14 protein-coding genes, 1 tRNA gene and 1 other RNA gene are annotated in these 17,108 nt (G+C 68.0%); 6 read left to right on the forward strand and 10 right to left on the reverse strand.

The window, feature by feature from the left end; translation table 11 throughout:
• Positions 1-38: 38 nt before the first annotated feature.
• The 4 genes from pta to NQ152_RS10235 form a co-directional block, all read right to left on the reverse strand.
• Positions 39-2,177, reverse strand: a complete 2,139-nt coding sequence (pta, locus tag NQ152_RS10220; protein WP_257523908.1) for a phosphate acetyltransferase — start codon at positions 2,175-2,177, stop codon at positions 39-41.
• Positions 2,178-2,303: 126 nt separating this feature from the next.
• An RNA gene (gene ffs / locus NQ152_RS10225) (signal recognition particle sRNA small type) lies at positions 2,304-2,400 on the reverse strand.
• Between the two features lie 35 nt (positions 2,401-2,435).
• The gene (locus NQ152_RS10230) at positions 2,436-4,124 is read right to left on the reverse strand and encodes a DUF5671 domain-containing protein (RefSeq protein WP_257524038.1); all 1,689 of its coding nucleotides are present in this window, start codon (positions 4,122-4,124) and stop codon (positions 2,436-2,438) included.
• A complete protein-coding gene (locus NQ152_RS10235; protein WP_257523909.1) occupies positions 4,124-4,585 on the reverse strand; it encodes a hypothetical protein in 462 nt (153 codons plus the stop codon). Before NQ152_RS10235 ends, NQ152_RS10230 begins: the two co-directional genes overlap by 1 nt.
• 167 nt (positions 4,586-4,752) lie before the next feature.
• On the opposite strand from NQ152_RS10235, the gene NQ152_RS10240 reads away from it, so the two are divergent.
• From NQ152_RS10240 to NQ152_RS10255, 4 genes are all read left to right on the forward strand, one after another.
• Positions 4,753-5,769: a MoxR family ATPase gene (locus tag NQ152_RS10240; RefSeq protein ID WP_257504060.1), complete on the forward strand. Its 1,017-nt coding sequence runs from the start codon at positions 4,753-4,755 to the stop codon at positions 5,767-5,769.
• Between the two features lie 7 nt (positions 5,770-5,776).
• Complete coding sequence (locus tag NQ152_RS10245) at positions 5,777-7,024, forward strand: DUF58 domain-containing protein (RefSeq protein WP_257523910.1); 1,248 nt, start codon at positions 5,777-5,779, stop codon at positions 7,022-7,024.
• Positions 7,011-9,281: a DUF3488 and transglutaminase-like domain-containing protein gene (locus NQ152_RS10250; RefSeq protein ID WP_257523911.1), complete on the forward strand. Its 2,271-nt coding sequence runs from the start codon at positions 7,011-7,013 to the stop codon at positions 9,279-9,281. Before NQ152_RS10245 ends, NQ152_RS10250 begins: the two co-directional genes overlap by 14 nt.
• A 26-nt stretch (positions 9,282-9,307) precedes the next feature.
• Positions 9,308-9,392, forward strand: a tRNA-Ser gene (locus NQ152_RS10255).
• A gap of 149 nt (positions 9,393-9,541) precedes the next feature.
• On the opposite strand, the gene NQ152_RS10260 is transcribed toward NQ152_RS10255, so the two are convergent.
• From NQ152_RS10260 to NQ152_RS10275, 4 genes are all read right to left on the reverse strand, one after another.
• Positions 9,542-10,279: a GAF and ANTAR domain-containing protein gene (locus tag NQ152_RS10260; RefSeq protein WP_257502986.1), complete on the reverse strand. Its 738-nt coding sequence runs from the start codon at positions 10,277-10,279 to the stop codon at positions 9,542-9,544.
• A gap of 31 nt (positions 10,280-10,310) precedes the next feature.
• On the reverse strand, positions 10,311-10,913 hold the full coding sequence (locus NQ152_RS10265; RefSeq protein WP_257523912.1) for a GAF and ANTAR domain-containing protein: 603 nt from the start codon (positions 10,911-10,913) through the stop codon (positions 10,311-10,313).
• Positions 10,914-11,256: 343 nt separating this feature from the next.
• Positions 11,257-11,439 carry a hypothetical protein gene (locus NQ152_RS10270; RefSeq protein ID WP_257502988.1) on the reverse strand — a complete coding sequence of 61 codons (183 nt, stop codon included), beginning with the start codon at positions 11,437-11,439 and terminating at the stop codon, positions 11,257-11,259.
• Between the two features lie 279 nt (positions 11,440-11,718).
• Positions 11,719-12,369 carry a VOC family protein gene (locus tag NQ152_RS10275; RefSeq protein ID WP_257523913.1) on the reverse strand — a complete coding sequence of 217 codons (651 nt, stop codon included), beginning with the start codon at positions 12,367-12,369 and terminating at the stop codon, positions 11,719-11,721.
• Positions 12,370-12,679: 310 nt separating this feature from the next.
• Here NQ152_RS10275 and NQ152_RS10280 point away from each other — a divergent pair, with 310 nt between their 5' ends.
• Complete coding sequence (locus tag NQ152_RS10280; RefSeq protein ID WP_257502990.1) at positions 12,680-13,375, forward strand: DedA family protein; 696 nt, start codon at positions 12,680-12,682, stop codon at positions 13,373-13,375.
• A 198-nt stretch (positions 13,376-13,573) separates the two neighbouring features.
• Entirely contained in the window at positions 13,574-14,869 is a 1,296-nt protein-coding gene (locus NQ152_RS10285; protein ID WP_257523914.1) for a phage tail protein, read from the forward strand.
• Between the two features lie 61 nt (positions 14,870-14,930).
• Here NQ152_RS10285 and nhaA read toward each other — a convergent pair whose 3' ends face one another.
• Positions 14,931-16,301: a Na+/H+ antiporter NhaA gene (nhaA, locus tag NQ152_RS10290; RefSeq protein ID WP_257523915.1), complete on the reverse strand. Its 1,371-nt coding sequence runs from the start codon at positions 16,299-16,301 to the stop codon at positions 14,931-14,933.
• Positions 16,302-16,598: 297 nt separating this feature from the next.
• On the reverse strand, positions 16,599-17,096 hold the full coding sequence (locus NQ152_RS10295; RefSeq protein ID WP_306815851.1) for an NAD-dependent epimerase/dehydratase family protein: 498 nt from the start codon (positions 17,094-17,096) through the stop codon (positions 16,599-16,601).
• Positions 17,097-17,108: the final 12 nt, after the last annotated feature.

Consider the following 17,108-nt stretch of genomic DNA (forward strand, 5'->3'; position numbering starts at 1 on the left):
AAGATCCGGGACATGGCCGGATGCTGTGCGCGCCGTTCTCACGCGGAGTCCTCCTGGGCTTGGGCCTGGATGGCCGTGATCGCGATGGTGTTGACGATGTCATCGACCGTCGCGCCCCGGGAGAGGTCGTTGATCGGCTTGTTCAGCCCCTGCAACACCGGTCCGATCGCGACGGCGCCGGCCGAGCGCTGCACCGCCTTATAGGTGTTGTTGCCCGTGTTCAGGTCGGGGAAGATGAACACCGTCGCCCGCCCGGCCACCGCGGAGCCCGGCATCTTCGCTGCCGCCACCGCCACATCTGCGGCGGCGTCGTACTGGAGGGGCCCCTCGACGAGGAGCTCGGGAGCGCGCTCGCGGACCAGCATCGTGGCAGCGCGGACCTTTTCGACTTCGGCACCGGCACCCGACTCCCCTGTGGAGTAGGACAGCATCGCGATGCGCGGATCGATGCCGAACTGGGTCGCGGTCGCCGCGGACGAGATGGCGATGTCGGCGAGCTGAGCCGAGGTCGGGTCGGGGATGACGGCGCAGTCTCCGTAGACCAGGACGCGATCGGCCAGTGCCATGAGGAACACCGACGAGACCACCGAGACGCCCGGCTTGGTCTTGATGATCTCGAACGCGGGCCGGATGGTGTGCGCGGTGGTGTGCGCTGCTCCGGAGACCATGCCGTCCGCCAGGCCGAGGTGCACCATCAGCGTGCCGAAGTAGGACCCGTCCGTCACCGTGTCGGCCGCCTTGGCGAAAGTGACTCCCTTGTGCGAGCGAAGGCGGTGGTACTCGTGCGCGAACCGGTCCACGTGCACCGGGTCGAATGTGCTGAGCACGGTCGCGGCGGTGATGTCGACACCCAGTTCGATGGCGCGACTGCGCACCTCGATCTCTTCGCCCAGGATCGTCACGTCCGCGATGCCGCGCGCCAGCACCGTCGCGGCCGCCCGCAGCACACGATCGTCATCGCCCTCCGGCAGCACGATCCGGCGGCGCTGCGCCCGGGCGCGCTCGATGAGCTGGTACTCGAACATGAGCGGGGTCACCACTGTGGAGTGCGCCAGACCCAGCGACCGGGTGAGCTCCTGCGTGTCGACATGGCGCTCGAACAGCGCCAGCGCGGTGTCGTAGCGTCGCGACGAGTCCGCCGCCAGGCGGCCGCGGGTGTTCATGATGCGCACGGTGGTGTCGTACGTGCCCAGGTCGGTGGCGATGATCGGAAGCGCGGAGCCGAGTCCGTCGATCAGACGGTCGATCGCATCGGGCAGCGGGAACGGACCGTTCAGGACGACGCCGGCGATGGAGGGGAAGGTCCCGGATGAGTTGGCCAGCATCGTGGCCAGCAGCACCTCGGTGCGATCGGCCGGAATCACCACGATCGCGCTCTGGGTGAGTCGCGGCAGGACATTGACCATGGACATGCCCGCCACGACGACGTCCAGCACCTCCCGGGTGAGCAGGTCGGGGTCGCCCTTGACCAGGCGGCCCTGTACCGAGCGCATCACTCCGCGAACCGACGGCGCGATGAGGAAACGGTCCTCCGGCAGCGCCCAGACCGGGATCGCCTCGTCGCCGGCGTTGGGGCGGAAGCCGGCGAGCACCTGCTGGATCGATGCGATGACGGCTGTCATATCGGCCGGCTCGGTCCGGTTCGCGATGACGGCGAGGAGACTGGCGCGCTCGTGCGCGAGCTCGGCCAAGGCCAGGGAGGTGATCTGCCCCATCTGCTCGGGAGTGCGCGGTGTCGATGCACCCAGCTGCTCCCCCTGCCCCGCACGGCCGCTGAGGACCAGCAGGACGGGAGCACCGAGGTTTGCCGCGATGCGGGCGTTGTAGCTCAGTTCCGCAGGGCTGCCGACGTCGGTGTAGTCGCTGCCGACGATCACGACCGCGTCGCACTGCGCCTCGACGGCTTTGTACCGTTCGACGATGCGGCCGAGGGCCGCCTCCGGATCCCGGCGCACGTCGTCGTAGGTCACGCCGATGCACTCGTCGTAGTCGAGGTCGACCCCGTCATGGGCCAGCAGCATCTCCAGGACATAGTCGCGTTCGACGGTGGATCGCGCGACCGCACGGAACACGCCCACCCGCGGGGTGGCTCGGCTCAGTACGTCTAGGACGCCCAGCGCGACGGTGGACTTGCCGGAGTGTCCTTCGGCCGAGGTGATCAGGATGCTCTGCGCCACCCACCCAGACTAGGGTGCGACGCCCGCCCAGACGATGGGCCGACCGACGTGCGCCCCGATCCGTCCCGACAGCGGTTCGGCGGGATTCCGATCACGGGATCTGCGCGCCGCAGCGGACCCCGGGAAAATTAAGACTCTCCGCGAACCCGGCAGAGCCCGGTTACCCTTGCTACGTTTCCGTCCTGGGGGAGTTGGCCTGGATGCCGCCTCGCGGAGAGCTGGGAACAGTCTAACCGGTCCGCGCGGGTGCCCGATTCATCAGTCCGCGAGCGGCACGACCCGTGCTCCTCCGCCGGTTTCGGCGATGACGAGCACGCGAGGGGCGGTGACCCCGCGCAAGGATTCCCGCACTGCAGCGGCGTCCGCGCTCCCGAGGTGCGCCCCGGCATCCGCAGCCCGCCACACAGTGACATGGGCACCGGTCTCGGCGCGCAGCAGCCGGGCCAGCTCCCCCGCGTCGCCGCCGGTGACCAGGATGAGCCGGCCGATGCTGTCCGACCGAACGATCGATCCGGCAAGCGTGCGGTCGCGACGCCAGATCGCGAAGTGGTAGGCGAAGACGAGGGCCGTGGCGCACAGGAGCCCCAACGGCGCACGGACGCGTTCGATCAGTCCGCCCGCGCCGGTCGGATCCAGCCCGAACTCGAACAGGCGGTAGCCGATGACCAGCAGCGTCACGATGGCCACGATCGCGCTCGCCCCGAACAGCGCGATGAGGTAGACGCGACGAGCCGGGTCGGCCGCGTCACCGGCTGTCACCGGGCGCTCCGGGTGCCAGGCCGACCACCACACCGGCGCACCCACCACCAGCGCGCTGATGCCGCCGAGCAGGACGATCCGCGGATCGCTGTCGACGAGGTTCCCGCTGAGCGTGCCCAGCAGCGCGTTGATGACGACGCCGAACCCGCTCGCCGCGCCGATCAGCGCGATCGCCGAGACGACCAGGCGCCCGGCCCGCTGTACCGGGACGGACCGGCCGGCGAGCACCCGCGCGTGGTAGACCCAGATCAGCGCGCCGATCAGCGCCGCGGCGACGCCGACATCCAGCGCGGAGAGGGCCTCTGCCGGAGGATCGGTGCCGAGGAGGGCGCGCAGCACCGCGAACAGGGTGCTGCCGACCCCGAACAGCGTGGTCGCCTCAGCCGCTCCCACCACGAGCACCAGGAGAACGGCCGGGAAAGCCGCCGTCGCATCCTTGGCACCCTCCCGGAACCAGTGCCACCACCACACCAGGGCGCCGACGAGGCACCACACCAGAGCCTGAAGGACGCCGGTGATCCATTGCTGCGATTGCACGAGGACCGTCGAGACGTCGATCAGCGCTCGCGCGATCAGCTCGGCCAGTGCCGAGATGGCACCGGATGCCGCGAGCGTCAGGCCGTACAGGGCGCTCAGCTGAACCGTCAACCCGGCCAGCCGAGTCGGTGCGGTGGCGGAGGCGCGCCGCAGGTGACCGTGCCAGATCCATACCCCCAGCCAGACCACGCCGGCGGAAAGGTCGCCGGGGCGCCATTCGCCGTCGATTCCGGCATTGGCCGCCGTGGCGACCGCCACGGTCGTCACGATCAGGGCGGTGAGCGAGATCGCGGCAAGATACAGCGTCCACGCCAGCGATGACCGCTCCCCCGGATCGGCCAGGTGCCGGCGCTCCCACCACCACAGCAGTGCCGCGAGCGGCGCCGCGATGAGGGTGAACGCCAGCGACCTCGCCAGTCCCCCGTCGTTACCGGCGACCATCACGGTGCCGGCCCCGATGGCACGCTCCAGGAGCCCGGCGAGTCCGATCGCCGCGATCACGACCAGCGCGTACAGGATGACGAAGACGATGAGGCGCCGCACCACGTCCTGCCCGCGGCCGGATGACCGGAGCGCGGTTGTGCGTTCCGCCCGCGCGTCGGGAGCCGCGGCGCCCTCGGCCGAGGGCAGCGACGCGCCGCCAGGCACCATCACGCGCCCCCGCCGGCGACGCAGACGGCCACTTGCCATGGCGCCATGTCGATGGTCCAGTCGCCGTCCAGCCGGACGAGCTCGAAGACCTCTTCGCTCTCGTACTCGCCCGCCCCCAGCGGCCCCGATCCGTACACGGTGACCACGAGCACCCGCACGCGCGCGGTGTCCTCCCGTTCGCTGCTCTCCAGCAGGGTGAGCCGACGGTCCTCCGTGCTGAGCGGAATGCGCTCGCACGAATCAGCGACGTCGGGGGCGAGGTAGCTCAGCGCCTCGGACACGTCCCCGTCGACCACGGCTTGGGAGTAGCGCTGCACGACTCCCTCGGGTGTCGCCGGATCCAGCAGTGCGGGACCGCCACGCGCGAAGACCGCGATCAGGGCCACGACGACCACCAGGACGACGCCGCTGATCAACGCGATGAGGGCCGCTCGGGATCGTCGGACGTGATCGTCGGTCATGGTGTCATCATGCCGGTTCGCCGCGTCCGACCGCATCGGATCCGGCCCAGACGGCGGGCGCGGCCGCCTTCCAGCCACAATGATCCCTCCGGCCCACTGGCCACCCCCGCAGGATACGATCGATGGTGGGCGAGGATGCCCGCGGATGCCGATCCAGGGGGGTCGCTTTGGCCGATATCGCGACGACGGATGCTGCCACAGGAACCGGTGGCGGTATCACCGCGGAAGGGTTCGCGCGCGTCACCGACAGCATCCTGGCCTCAGTGGGACGGGTCATCGACGGCAAACCCGAAGCCGTGCGCAGCGCCCTGGTCTGCCTGCTCGCCGAGGGGCACCTGCTCATCGAGGACGTGCCCGGGGTCGGCAAGACCATGCTGGCGCGAGCGCTCGCCGCATCCGTGGACGCCACCGTGCGACGCATCCAGTTCACGCCCGACCTGCTGCCCGGTGATGTGACCGGGGTGAGCGTGTTCAACCCGGTGGACCGGGAGTTCGAGTTCAAGCCCGGCGCGATCTTCGCGCACATCGTCATCGCGGACGAGATCAACCGGTCCTCCCCGAAGACGCAGTCCGCCCTGCTGGAGGCGATGGAAGAGGGCCAGGTCACCGTCGACGGCCAGACCCATCCCCTGCCTGATCCCTTCCTCGTCGTCGCCACGCAGAATCCGCTCGAGATGGAGGGCACGTACGCCCTGCCCGAGGCGCAGCGCGACCGATTCATGATGCGGATCTCGATGGGCTACCCGGATCCGCGCAGCGAGGCGCTGATGCTGCGCCAGCGGGACACCGTCAACCCGCTGGACGCCATCGCGCCGGTGGCCTCGGCGTCCCGGGTTGCGGAGCTGGTGGCATGGGCGCGCGCCGTTCATGTCGCCCCCACCATCGAGGACTACGCGGTGGCTCTGGCCGGCGCGACCCGCACGCACTCCGACCTGCGACTGGGTGCGAGCCCGCGGGCCACGCTGCAGCTGGTCCGGGCCGCGAAGGTGTGGGCGGCACTGGACGGGCGCGGCTTCGTCATCCCGGATGACATCACCGCTCTTCTGATACCGGTGTTCTCACATCGTCTGATCCCCACGCGATCGGCCGGCGGGGCTCGCGCACGAACCACCGCCGACGCCATCGCGTCGATCCTGGAACGCATCGCCGGAAGCGTGCGCGTTCCCATCGCCGCCCGCCAGTGACATTCCGATGAGACGCCTCTGGCCGCTGACCGCCCGTGGAACGGGTGCTCTCATCCTCGCCCTGGCGTGCTTCATCATCGCCAGCGAGGTCGGAATCGTCGAGTTGGTGTACTTCGGCATCCTGCTCATCGCCGTGCTGGCGGCCAGCGTCGTCTCCCTGTACGTGACCCGTCGATCCGAGACGGTCTCGCGATCGCTGTCGCCGGATGCGGCAACCGTGGGCAGGGAGGCGCTGGTGACGGTTCGCGTGGGGGTGCGCACCGCACTCCCGACGGCACCGGGAACCTGGCGCGACACGGTTCCCAAGGGGCTCACCGCGAAGGCCGAGGGGGTATTCCCGGCACTGGGTTCGGGGCTGCGTGGTACCGAACGCATGATCGAGTTCGCGTATGTCGTCAGCGGCGCGCGGCGCGGCATCCATGCTCTGGGGCCGTTGCAGGTGACCTCGAGCGATCCGTTCGGCCTGGCCCGGCGCACCACCCTGTTCGGCGAGCGCACGAAAGTGACGGTCGCCCCGGCGGTCATCGACCTGCCCGCGCTGAGCAACTTCACGGGCGAAACGGGCGGCACGCTGCACACCACGAACAACCAGCTCGGTCAAGGCGCGGACAACCTGATCGCGCGACCGTACGTCCCGGGCGACTCGATGCGACGCATCCATTGGCGTGCGACGGCGCACCGCGACGAGCTGATGGTGCGGCAGGAGGAGCAGGAGTCCACTCCGGAAGCGACCGTCGTGCTGGACCGCGGCGTGCTGCGCTTCTCCCCTGAGGCGATGCAGGCACCCGGCACCGACGCGGCTTTCGAAGCAGCCATCTCGGCCTGCGTCTCGGTGGTCACGCGGCTCGTGCACGACGGGTACGCGGTGGAGGTGGTCGATTCCGACGGCTCGATGCTCGCCGAACGCATCGACGGCGGAGACATGACCGAAGTCGAAGGTCTGGTCAACCACTTCGCCACGGTGACCGCGCGGCGCGACGAGCACCTGGGCAAGCTCGTCCGCGTCTTCGCCGGCGTGATGACCGGACCGATCGTCCTGATCGTTGGCCGCTTCGATCCCGCCGACGCCGACGTCATCGCGCCGGTCGCCCATCACAGCACGCTGCCGCTGCTGCTGGCCGTCGCACCGGTCGGGAACTCGCTGGAGCGCGCCGCCGACCGGGGCTGGCATGCCGCGCTGATCGATCCGGACGGCGACCTCGCCACGTCGTGGTCGGCGGCGGCCGACCGGGGGGTGAGCCATGTCCTCCGATGAGCGTCCCGCCCGGCGCGGTGCGGAGCTGACCCTCACGATCGCGGTGCTGGCGGCCGTGTTCGCGTCGCTCCTGCCTCTGATGCGGGTCGTTCGCCCGAGCAGCTGGCTGCTCGGAGCGATCCTGCTGTCGGTCGCCGTTCTCGCCGCGGGTTTCATCGCCCGCCGCTACCGTCTGCCGGCCGTCGCGGTCAGCCTCGTCGAGGCATCCGTGTGGGTCGTCTTCATGATGCTGGTGTTCCTGCGCGATACCGCGCTGTTGTGGATCATCCCCACCCCCGAGACCGTGCAATCCCTGACCGCACTCGTCTCACGCGGCGGGGAGGAGATCGCGGTCGGCGCCGCACCGCTGGATGCCAGTCTCGCGCTGTCGATGCTGATCGTCGGCGGCACCGGATTGCTCACGCTCGTCGTCGATCACGTGGTGCTCACCGCTCGGATGCCGCTGCTGGGCGCGATCGGTCTGATCGCCGTCTCGCTCATTCCGTCGATTGCGGTGCCGGGCGAGGTCGACATCATGGCGTTCGTGCTGCTGGCGGCGGCCATCCTCTTCCTGATGCGCACCGACACGCGTTCGCGCGAGGAACCGCTGGGACGTGAATCGACCCGAACCGCCGGCGTGCCGGCGACCGCTCTGGGCATCGGCGCGATCGCGGTGGTCGTGACCCTCGTCGCGGCGCCCCTCATGCCGCAGCCCGTCGCCCGCGCCGGGTCCGGCACCATCGGCACCGGACCGGGGATCGACGCGACGCTGCAACTGGGCGACGACCTGCGGCGCCCGCGCGAAGTCGAAGTCCTGCAGGTGCGCTCCAGCGCCCCGTCACCCCCGTATCTGCGCGCCACCACCCTGTCGCAGTTCGACGGAGACGTCTGGGAACCGGACCGGGTCCGCACTGTTCCGCTGGAGAGCGAAGATCCCCTCGGGGGGGTCGTCGTGGACGAGGGCATTCGCCTTGCGGAATACGTCACCTCCGTGGAGGTCCTCAACCTTGCCTCTCCCTGGCTGCCGGTGGCCTACCCCGCCGTGGCGGTCAACGGATTGGAAGGCCAATGGACGGCGGCGCCGTACAACCGCACGATCCTCAGTCAGGCCGGCACGACGCAAGGCCAGAACTACGAGGTCATCACCAACGTCCCCCGGCCGACCCTGGAGCAGATCCGCGCGCACTCCGCGCGCGGCGAGGAGCAGCCGGACGGGACGGCGGCCCTCCCCGCCGACATCGCACCCATCGTCGGGGACCTCGCCGCCGAGGTGACCGCCGATGCGACCAACGACTACGACGCGCTGGTCGCGCTGCAGGGGTGGTTCCGCAGCCCGGAATTCCGGTATTCGCTGGATGCTCCCGTCGAGGAGGGGTTCGACGGCTCCGGCACCGAGGCGGTGGCGAAGTTCCTGGAGCAGCGCGAGGGCTACTGCATCCACTTCGCGTCGGCGTTCGCGCTGATGGCGCGCACGCTCGGGATGCCGACCCGCATCGTAGTCGGCTATCTCCCGGGCAGCGCGACCAGCGACGCGGTGCAGCGCGAAACCCTGTACACCGTGTCCAGCGCCCAGCTGCATGCGTGGCCGGAGGTGCTCTTCGAAGGAATCGGGTGGGTGCCCTTCGAACCGACGAACGGGCTCGGCGTGCCGACCTCGTTCTCGCCCGCGAGCACGATCCCCGGCAGCACGGATGACCCAGCCCTGGCCTCCCCCGCTCCGACCGCGTCCGCCCTGCTCCCCGGGCGCACGCCCGATGACCTCGCCGCAGACCAGACAGGCGGTGAGGCCGGCTCCACCGCCAACGCGATCAACCCGCTGCCCGCGTTGACGGTGGCACTCGGCATCCTGTTCGCCCTGGCGATTCCCGCGCTGATCCGTGAACTGAGACGACGGCAGATGATTGCCTCGGCCCGAGCCGGCGATGCCGCCGCGGCCTGGCTTGTCGTGCAGGACACCGCGATCGATCTCGGCATCGATGTGCCGGCGAGTGAGACGCCGCGCAACCTCGGCACGCGCCTCGTGCAGGCGCACGGGGCGCCCGCCGCCGAGATGAGCCAGTTGATCAGCGCCATCGAACGGGCAAGCTACGCGCCAGGGGGCAAGCATGCCTTCTGGCAGGGTGACGCGATGGCGAATGCAGCGGTCACCGTGAGCGCCGCGATGGTGGCCTCGCTCGACGTTCCGCGCCGGCTGCTGGCGCTGCTGGTACCCCGATCGCTGATCGTACGGCCGGGCAGCGTCTACGCCGGTTCGGGCAGGACCGTCCGCGCAAGGTAGGATGGTCCGCGGCCCGCAAGGGCCACGGAGGATTCGCCTAGTGGCCTATGGCGCACGCTTGGAAAGCGTGTTGAGTGAAAGCTCTCAGGGGTTCGAATCCCCTATCCTCCGCCGCTCCGATCCCAGTGTTTTCAAGGGATTTTCCGTCCGTCAACGTCGCGTGACGCGCCCCCTGGCACAGTTAAGGCCGATTTCGACCCCTTGTGAAGCCCGTGCCATCCGTGCTCCCCAGCCATGGCGGCTCCGCCATACCGTGGGGGCTACTCGGTTGCGACGCGACTGCTCGTTGGGAGGTTGAGGGTGCGTTCGGCGACTTGCTCGGCGACGACGCTGAGTTTGAGTTGGTTGTGGCGGGCGTAGTCGCGGAGGATGGTGAACGAGGCGTGCATGTCAGCGCCGGTTTGCGCGGCGATAACGCCCTTGGCTTGCTCAATGATGACCCTGCTGTCCAGGGCGCGCTGTAGTTGCTCAGCGACCAGTGTGGAGTCGCGGAGGGAACGTTCTTGGAGGATGCCAATGGTGGCGACATCGGCGAGAGCCTGGGCGATCGCGAGATCCGGCTCGCTGAGCTCGCCGGTGGCGACGCTGAAAAGGCCCATCGCGCCGATCGTTTGACCGCGTAACCGCAACGGGAATGCGTGCATCGACTGGAAGCCGTGCCTGGTCGCCGCGTCACAGAACGCCGACCACCGGTCTTCCTGAGAGATGTCCGCGATCGTCACGCCCTTGCCGGTCGTGTATGCCTCCACGCACGGTCCCTCGCCGGCGTTCAGCTGAATGATTTCCACGAACTCGGCCTCTTCATTGGTGGAGGCGATCAGCTGTAACCACCCATCCGTGTCGGCGATCAGCAACCCCCCTGCCTCGGAATCGACCAGGAGGGTGCACTGTTGCACCAGCGTGTCGAGCAGGTCGACCACGTCGTAGTCGTCGACCAACGTGTCCGCAAGCTTCACAAATGCGGCGCTGAGTCGGGCATCCCGCGATTTCTTAGCCATCATCGTTGTCCTTCGTCCAGTGTCCTGCGGATCAGGCTGTCTCGCTACCCGTTAGGGGCTCGGTGAAGTCCAGGACCCGTGTCACCACGTCACGGGCGACCTCATCCACGCTCCGCCCGGTGGCGTACGCATGCCCGCGAAGCCGGGCGAACGCGTCCGTAACCGAAGTGCCGAGTTGGACTGACACCATGCCGGTCGCTTGATGGACATGACGCCGCGTCCCCGCAACCCGCGCCGAATCCTGCCGTTCATCGCTTTTCGCATCTGCGACCGCATACGCCGCGGCCTTCCCCGCGGCAACTCCGGCGAGCGCTATCGCGTGGGCGACATCGAGGTCGGAAAGATCGCCCGGTTTGAGGCGGTACAAGTCAACGACTCCCACGGTTGCCGCGCCAATGCGCAACGGGAATGAGAACATCGCCCTCGCCTCGGTCAGCACAACGGCGTGTCCGAACATCGGCCACCATGAGTGGTCGGCTGATCGCACATCGGGCACCAGCACGGGCTTCCCGAGCGCCAGCGCCCGGAAATGCGGGCCCTCTCCGAGGTCGTATTGCAACTGCTCGAGACGCGCGGCCAGCGCACCGCTGGAGGACACCGTGGAATGGTTCCCGGCCACGGTCACCACCGACACCGACGCCCCATCGACGGGTAGACGCGCCACGAAGCTGGCGTGCAATTCATCCGAAGCCAGCTGGTCGTCGCCGCCGGTACCGCCACCAGCTCCCACCATGAGCCCCTCGTTTCCCAACCAGCAGGCGAACACCGACTACCGGAACGCGGGGACTGGGCGTCGTAGCCCTGACTCTACAGGGTCGGTCTTCATCGACCCTCCGCGTCGTCCAGCCGCGACCGACCCAAGAACGCTATCCGCGACCGACCCAAGAACGCTATCCGCGGGGACGCGATCAAGGCGCTCTGGTGGGGATCAGGGCGACCGCGACAGTCCGAACCAGGATGGCGCGTGATTCGGCTGACTACAGGCCGTACTCGATGGCGAAGAGATCCGCATCCGCTTGCGCGGGTTGCACGTGCGGTCGCATAGTGAGGATGCGTCGCGCCTCAGCTCTGCGAGCGATCGTCTCGCTGGGATCGTTGACGATGGTCTGGAGCCGCGCGCGGATCCCGCGCCACTCCTCAGCGGTATGCCTGATGATCACTATGACCCCTTTACAGCGGTGCGGACGGGTTCCGGATACGCGTCCCGGGGTCTCGGGGGCCAAGCGTCGTGATGTTATTGTCCTCCGACCTCGTCCTGTCCGCCAGCCGTAATGCGGATAACTGCCACCGAACGACCTGGAACCGTCCGGACACGCGGCCAAGCCGCTTCTTTCGGTCGATAGATGGCCTTCGGTGAACCCGCCCAGGCTGTGTCGGCGCCGGTCAGTGGGTTGCGGCCGTCTGTGGCGCCGCTGGCTGCTGCTTCTGTGAACACGTGATTACGCGCGCTCGTCGACATCTCCCCATGCGGCGATGTCCACACCGTGGTTCTCCGGCGACGCAAACGTCCACCACTGTGGTGCGTGGGAGTCATCCGCGAGCCGTCCTCCCGCCCGGACGACTGCGGCTACGCGCTCGTCCGCACGGTTACTCGGTACGGCCACGTCGATATGGGTGCGACCCCGCCCCGGCATCGAGATCTCGTCGAACCACATCCGCGGTCCGCGGCGTAGCGGGTCTACGACGAATCCGCCGAGCGACTCATACCCCAGCGCCGCGATCCAAAAGTCGCGGGTGCTCGCGCCCTCCGCTTCGGCGATGGCGATCTGAATCGTGTGCAGCTGAGACGGGTCGGGTGCGAGGCCGAGATCAGCGGCGATGGCCGAGACGCGCCGCACAAGTTCCACATCGACGGTGTCAAGTCGCCCGCCCGGCGTGGATGCAGTACGGACGACCACGGCCTCAGGTCGAAGGTCGATGTCGGGCTCGCGACCCACCGACGCCGCCGCCAGTGCGATGCGTCGGACGAACTCAACTCCCGTCGCGAACGAGCCAGTCGGGAAGACCGTCTGCGCACCCCCGTACAGGACGTGCCAGCCGGCTGTTCCTTTCTCGTCATGGAACTGCTTGGCGCTGATCGATTCAGCCATGAGCTCTCCCGCCACATCCTGCGAAACGTGACGCCACAGTAGTCGACGAGTCCGACATCCGACCCTGACCCGCCTGTGCCACGCGTACTTCTCACGAAGGAGGGAAGATGGGCGCGAAAACGGCGGCGCACCGAAGGGCTACGAGATGCTCAAAAAGAAGCAGGACGGCTGCGTCAGAGCCGTTTTCGCGCCCTGAGCGAGTCGCACCGGTCAGCATGATGCGACTCGCGTCTGCGGGCTCACCATCAGGTCCGGTTCATCTGAGCCGCCTACGATCCGTCAGGACCGACAACGACAGAGACGGGCCGTCATGAACGCTGCCACTGCCATTGCCATTGATCACGGATTCACGGGCCTGACCGGATTCGCCGCTGACGTCCTCACCGCACTGGGTGATTTCGGCGTCGGCGTCCTGGTCTTCATCGAAGTTCTGATCCCTCCCATTCCGAGCGAAGTGATTCTGCCCTTCGCGGGCTACCTCAGCCAGACCGGAAACCTCACCCTGGGGTGGCTGATCTTCTGGAGCACCCTGGCGTCCTGGATCGGCGCGCTGCTTCTCTACTGGCTGGGCGCCACGATCGGGATGGAACGGGCCGTGACATGGCTGGCCGCGACAAGACTGGTCAGCAGATCCGACTTGGACCGAGGAGCACACTGGTTCCTACGCAGCGGCGGCTGGACCGTCCTGGTGGGAAGGCTCGTCCCCGGCGTGAGAAGCCTCATCTCCCTGCCCGCGGGCGCATCCCGAATGAACCTGGCCCGTTTCAGCCTGTACACGGTCATCGGCAGCGGCACCTGGAACGCGCTCCTCATCGGCGTCGGTGCCGCGCTCGGTACACAGCACGAACGGCTGGAGCACTACCTCTCCTACCTTGATTACGTCGTTTACGCCGCCCTCGGCCTCGCGGTGGTCGTCCTCATCCTGCGCCGCATTCGCGAAGCGACCACTCCACGCAGCAGGCGGGCGCGAGCCGACACCGCAGCGATCGACGATATGACGAGCTAGGGGCTGCCGGCCGACCCGTGAATCACCGCGCCAACGCACGTCTTGACGCAACGGGCGTTCCCACAATTACGCCGAACGCTCTGATACGACCGTCAAGGACCAACCCGTCATCGGCGTGCTGGTGCTCATGCTGCATATAGAATGTGGCCACCGGGCACTCATGGAGAGCCACCGTCCCCTCGATCGGAAGCTCTCATGATGAAACGCTCGGCACTGCTCGTGATGCTGCTCGCCTTGGTTGTTCCGTTGGCGGCATGTACCGATGCGGATGAACGGGGCCTGAGCGAGCGCCCAGCGGAGGCGGAGGCGGAGGCGGCTTCACTGAGCACCCTGCCCAGCAATGACAGTCTCCTTTTCGCCCTGCAGGCCGATTCCGGCGAACTCGAAGCCATCGAGGGCTCGACCGATTCCGCGTTCACCCTGACTCTGGATCACACCGCGCGGCAGACAACCTGGTTCTCGGACCGCCCCGCCCGAGACGGGGGCACCATCTCGACGGACGCTCTGGTCTCAGGCTGGGCCGACCTGGGCTTCGAGGACGTTCCTCCGAACGCGGTGCTGACCGTCGCAGGCGGAAAGTTCGAAGCCCCTCTCATCGTCGAGCTGGGCGTGCCCACCTATGACCGCGACAGTCGGACGATGAGGATCGCGGTACAGCTGATCGGTCAGACAGATGACGACGCAATCGCGGGTTCTTTCGGGGCTGCGTCACTGTTCATCGACAACGCGACGATGAACACAGGCTGCGGCTACACCGGCGAGATCGACCACTTCCCGGCATCCCTCACACCCGAGGGGTACGTTCCCGCAGACGGCAGCTCCGTTCGGACCGCGAACTACCCGGAACTGTATGCGGTTCTCGGAGACCGGTTCGGCGCAGACGCCACCACCTTCCAGATGCCGACGGTTGCCGGTATCGGTCCGGACCTGCACGCGCTGGTCTGCGCCACCGGCGGCATCGACCCGGCCGAGACCGACCCTGACGAGCAGAGTAAGAACAGTTGCATCGTCAGCCAGGTTCAACTCTTCGCCCAGGAAACCCCGGTCTATGGATTTGCCCTGGCGAACGGCCAGGAACTGCCGGTCAACCAGTACCCAGCGTTGTTCGGCTACAGCGGCACCCTGTTCGGCGGCGACGGCGTCACCACGTTCGGGACGCCCAACCTCCCTTCGCCCACCGGGACGAGTTACCAGGTCTGCACGTCAGATGCGAACGTCTGGACCAACGACGGACCTGTCGGGGCGTGTTATCTATCGGAAACCGGGTACTGGGCGACATCTGGAACGCCCACCAATTGGTTCACCGCGTGGACTCCCGAGCAACGTTTGCCGGATCTCCTCCCGGTGAGCACGAACCAGGCCCTGTTCTCGTTGATCGGTTACACATATGGGGGAGACGGCGCCGACACATTCACCCCCGCAACGTTGGATGACCCGGGTCAGCCCCTGACAGGGGCGATGTGCACTGAGGGCCAATACCCCGTACTCGACTAGCGCCGAGGCGGGTGCTGCCCCGAGCGCCCTCCTTCGCGCCGGCGGCAGCTGACGGCGAAAGTCACCGACTCACTGAGGTGCCCGGTTCGGGCTCGCTCTCGGCGCCCTGATAGACATCCGGGACGCCGTCCCGATCTGCGTCGACGGCGTCCGCTGCCGCGATGCGCTTGTACTGGCGGTTGCGCGTGAGCAGGATGACAGAGGCGACCAGCGACGCGATCACGGAGGCGATCATGATCGCGATCTTTGCGTCGTCGTTGTGCAAGCTGTCGGGGCCGAAGCTGAGGTCGGCGATGAGCAGCGACACGGTGAAGCCGATTCCCCCGAGGATGCCGACGCCGATCAGGTCGATCCACCGCAGCGCGGGGTCCAGACGGGCGCGGGTGACGGCGGTGAGCAGACGGGTCGTCAAAACGATTCCCAGGGGCTTGCCGAGGACGAGTCCGGCGACGACACCCAGCGTCACCGGGTCCGTCGCGGCTCGTACGATGCCGTCGATTCCACCCAGTGCGACACCGGCGGCGAAGAAGGCGAACACTGGCACGGCGAATCCCGCCGACAACGGCCGGAAGCGGTGTTCGAACTCCTCGGCCAGCCCGCCGGACCGCGCCGAGAGCACGGGCCCCTTCGGCGGCCGCACGGGGATGGTGAACGCGAGCGCGACGCCCGCGATGGTGGCGTGCACCCCGGACGCGTGCATGAACGCCCATGCGGCGAATCCGATCGGGAGCAGGATCAGCCAGGCCGCGGCAGGCTTCAGATGGAACACCTTCTGATACCTCTGTGCGATGAAGCCGTAGCCAGCGACCATCACGACCGCGACGAAGAGGGCGCCCAGGTCGATCTCGCTCGTATAGAAGATCGCGATGATGAGGATCGCGATCAGGTCGTCCACCACCGCCAGCGTCAGCAGGAAGATCCGCAGCGGAGTCGGCAGATGCGAGCCGACTATCGCGAGGACGGCCACCGCGAAGGCGATGTCGGTTGCCGTGGGGATCGCCCACCCCACCGCGAGGTTGGGCTGCTGCGCGACAACAGCGGCGTAGATGGCCGCCGGGACGATGACCCCGCCGACGGCGGCGGCTACGGGAACGATTGCCGTGCGAAACTGTCGCAGATCGCCGACGACGACCTCGCGCTTGAGTTCCAGCCCCACTAGGAAGAAGAAGATCGCCAAGAGTCCGTCAGCGGCCCAGACCCCCAGCGACAACTCCAGATGCCACGGCTCGTAGCCGATGCGGAAGTCACGCAGGGCGAAGTACCCATCGGCGGCCGGGCTGTTCGCCCAGATCACCGCGATGAGGGCCGCCGCCACGAGAAGGGCTCCGCCGACGGCCTCCTTCCGCAGGATCTTGCCGATCCGACTGACTTCGGCGAAAGTGCCGCGCTCAGGAAAGATGGAAGAGGAGGGGCGCGCATGCGATCGCGTCATCACTGGCCATTCGGGTCGGTCGACAAGGAGAATGTCGACCAGACTTCCCGACGCCCCGATCCCAGCATATCGAGCGTTCGACGTTCGGCCGAGCCGAACGGCATCCGGACGCGTCAGCGCACCGCCCGAAGCACCGCCATCTCCTCGGACGGCGTGAGCCCGGCCCGACGCTCACGCGTCACACCCCGGGAGATTTCGTCCTCCAGCACCCGGGCGAGCGTCCCTTGGATGGCCGATAGCGTGCCGCCGCTGGCCACAAAAGCGGCTCCGGACCGCCGCGCGAATGCTGCGTCCACCTCAGGGAGCCAGAGCGGCAGAGATCGCGGCCCTGGGATCGCCGGGACCGACGATGAGGCCCGGGCGGGCGATCAGAAGGCGATCGCCGAGCGCGGCCGCACTGCGGCGTTCCGCCGCAACCTTCGCGTCGGCGTATCGGGACAGGTCATGCGGCTCGACCAGCGGAGCGGATTCATCAGCACCCACCTCGTCGTTCGTGCGGTAGACGGATACCGACGACACCAGAGTCCAATGCCGGGCGCGGGGAGCGAGCGCATCCACTGCGGAGGCAACGAGCGACGGCTCGTATGCGAGCTCCACCACTTCGTCCCACTCCGACTGCACCGCGTCGTACGCCCCCGGGGAGGTCCGGTCCGCCTGGATGAGTCGCGCCCCCTCGGGAACATGGCCCGACCGCCCTCGAGCCAGACAGACGACCTCCGCGCCGCGAGACACCGCATCCCGCGCGATCTCGCGGCCCAGCCATCCCGTACCGCCCAGTATCAGCACTCGGCGCATGCACCCAGTCAA

The sequence above is a fragment of the Microbacterium sp. zg.B48 genome (assembly GCF_024623505.1).
In the GTDB taxonomy this organism is placed as follows: domain Bacteria; phylum Actinomycetota; class Actinomycetes; order Actinomycetales; family Microbacteriaceae; genus Microbacterium.

Coding starts and splice junctions, on each gene's coding strand:
- NQ152_RS10280 (WP_257502990.1), top strand. CDS start 12,680: ATGAACGCTGCCACTGCCATTGCCATTGATCACGGATTCACGGGCCTG.
- NQ152_RS10275 (WP_257523913.1), bottom strand. CDS start 12,369: ATGGCTGAATCGATCAGCGCCAAGCAGTTCCATGACGAGAAAGGAACA.
- NQ152_RS10285 (WP_257523914.1), top strand. CDS start 13,574: ATGAAACGCTCGGCACTGCTCGTGATGCTGCTCGCCTTGGTTGTTCCG.
- NQ152_RS10235 (WP_257523909.1), bottom strand. CDS start 4,585: ATGACCGACGATCACGTCCGACGATCCCGAGCGGCCCTCATCGCGTTG.
- NQ152_RS10295 (WP_306815851.1), bottom strand. CDS start 17,096: ATGCGCCGAGTGCTGATACTGGGCGGTACGGGATGGCTGGGCCGCGAG.
- NQ152_RS10230 (WP_257524038.1), bottom strand. CDS start 4,124: ATGGTGCCTGGCGGCGCGTCGCTGCCCTCGGCCGAGGGCGCCGCGGCT.
- NQ152_RS10250 (WP_257523911.1), top strand. CDS start 7,011: ATGTCCTCCGATGAGCGTCCCGCCCGGCGCGGTGCGGAGCTGACCCTC.
- NQ152_RS10245 (WP_257523910.1), top strand. CDS start 5,777: ATGAGACGCCTCTGGCCGCTGACCGCCCGTGGAACGGGTGCTCTCATC.
- NQ152_RS10260 (WP_257502986.1), bottom strand. CDS start 10,279: ATGGCTAAGAAATCGCGGGATGCCCGACTCAGCGCCGCATTTGTGAAG.
- nhaA (WP_257523915.1), bottom strand. CDS start 16,301: ATGACGCGATCGCATGCGCGCCCCTCCTCTTCCATCTTTCCTGAGCGC.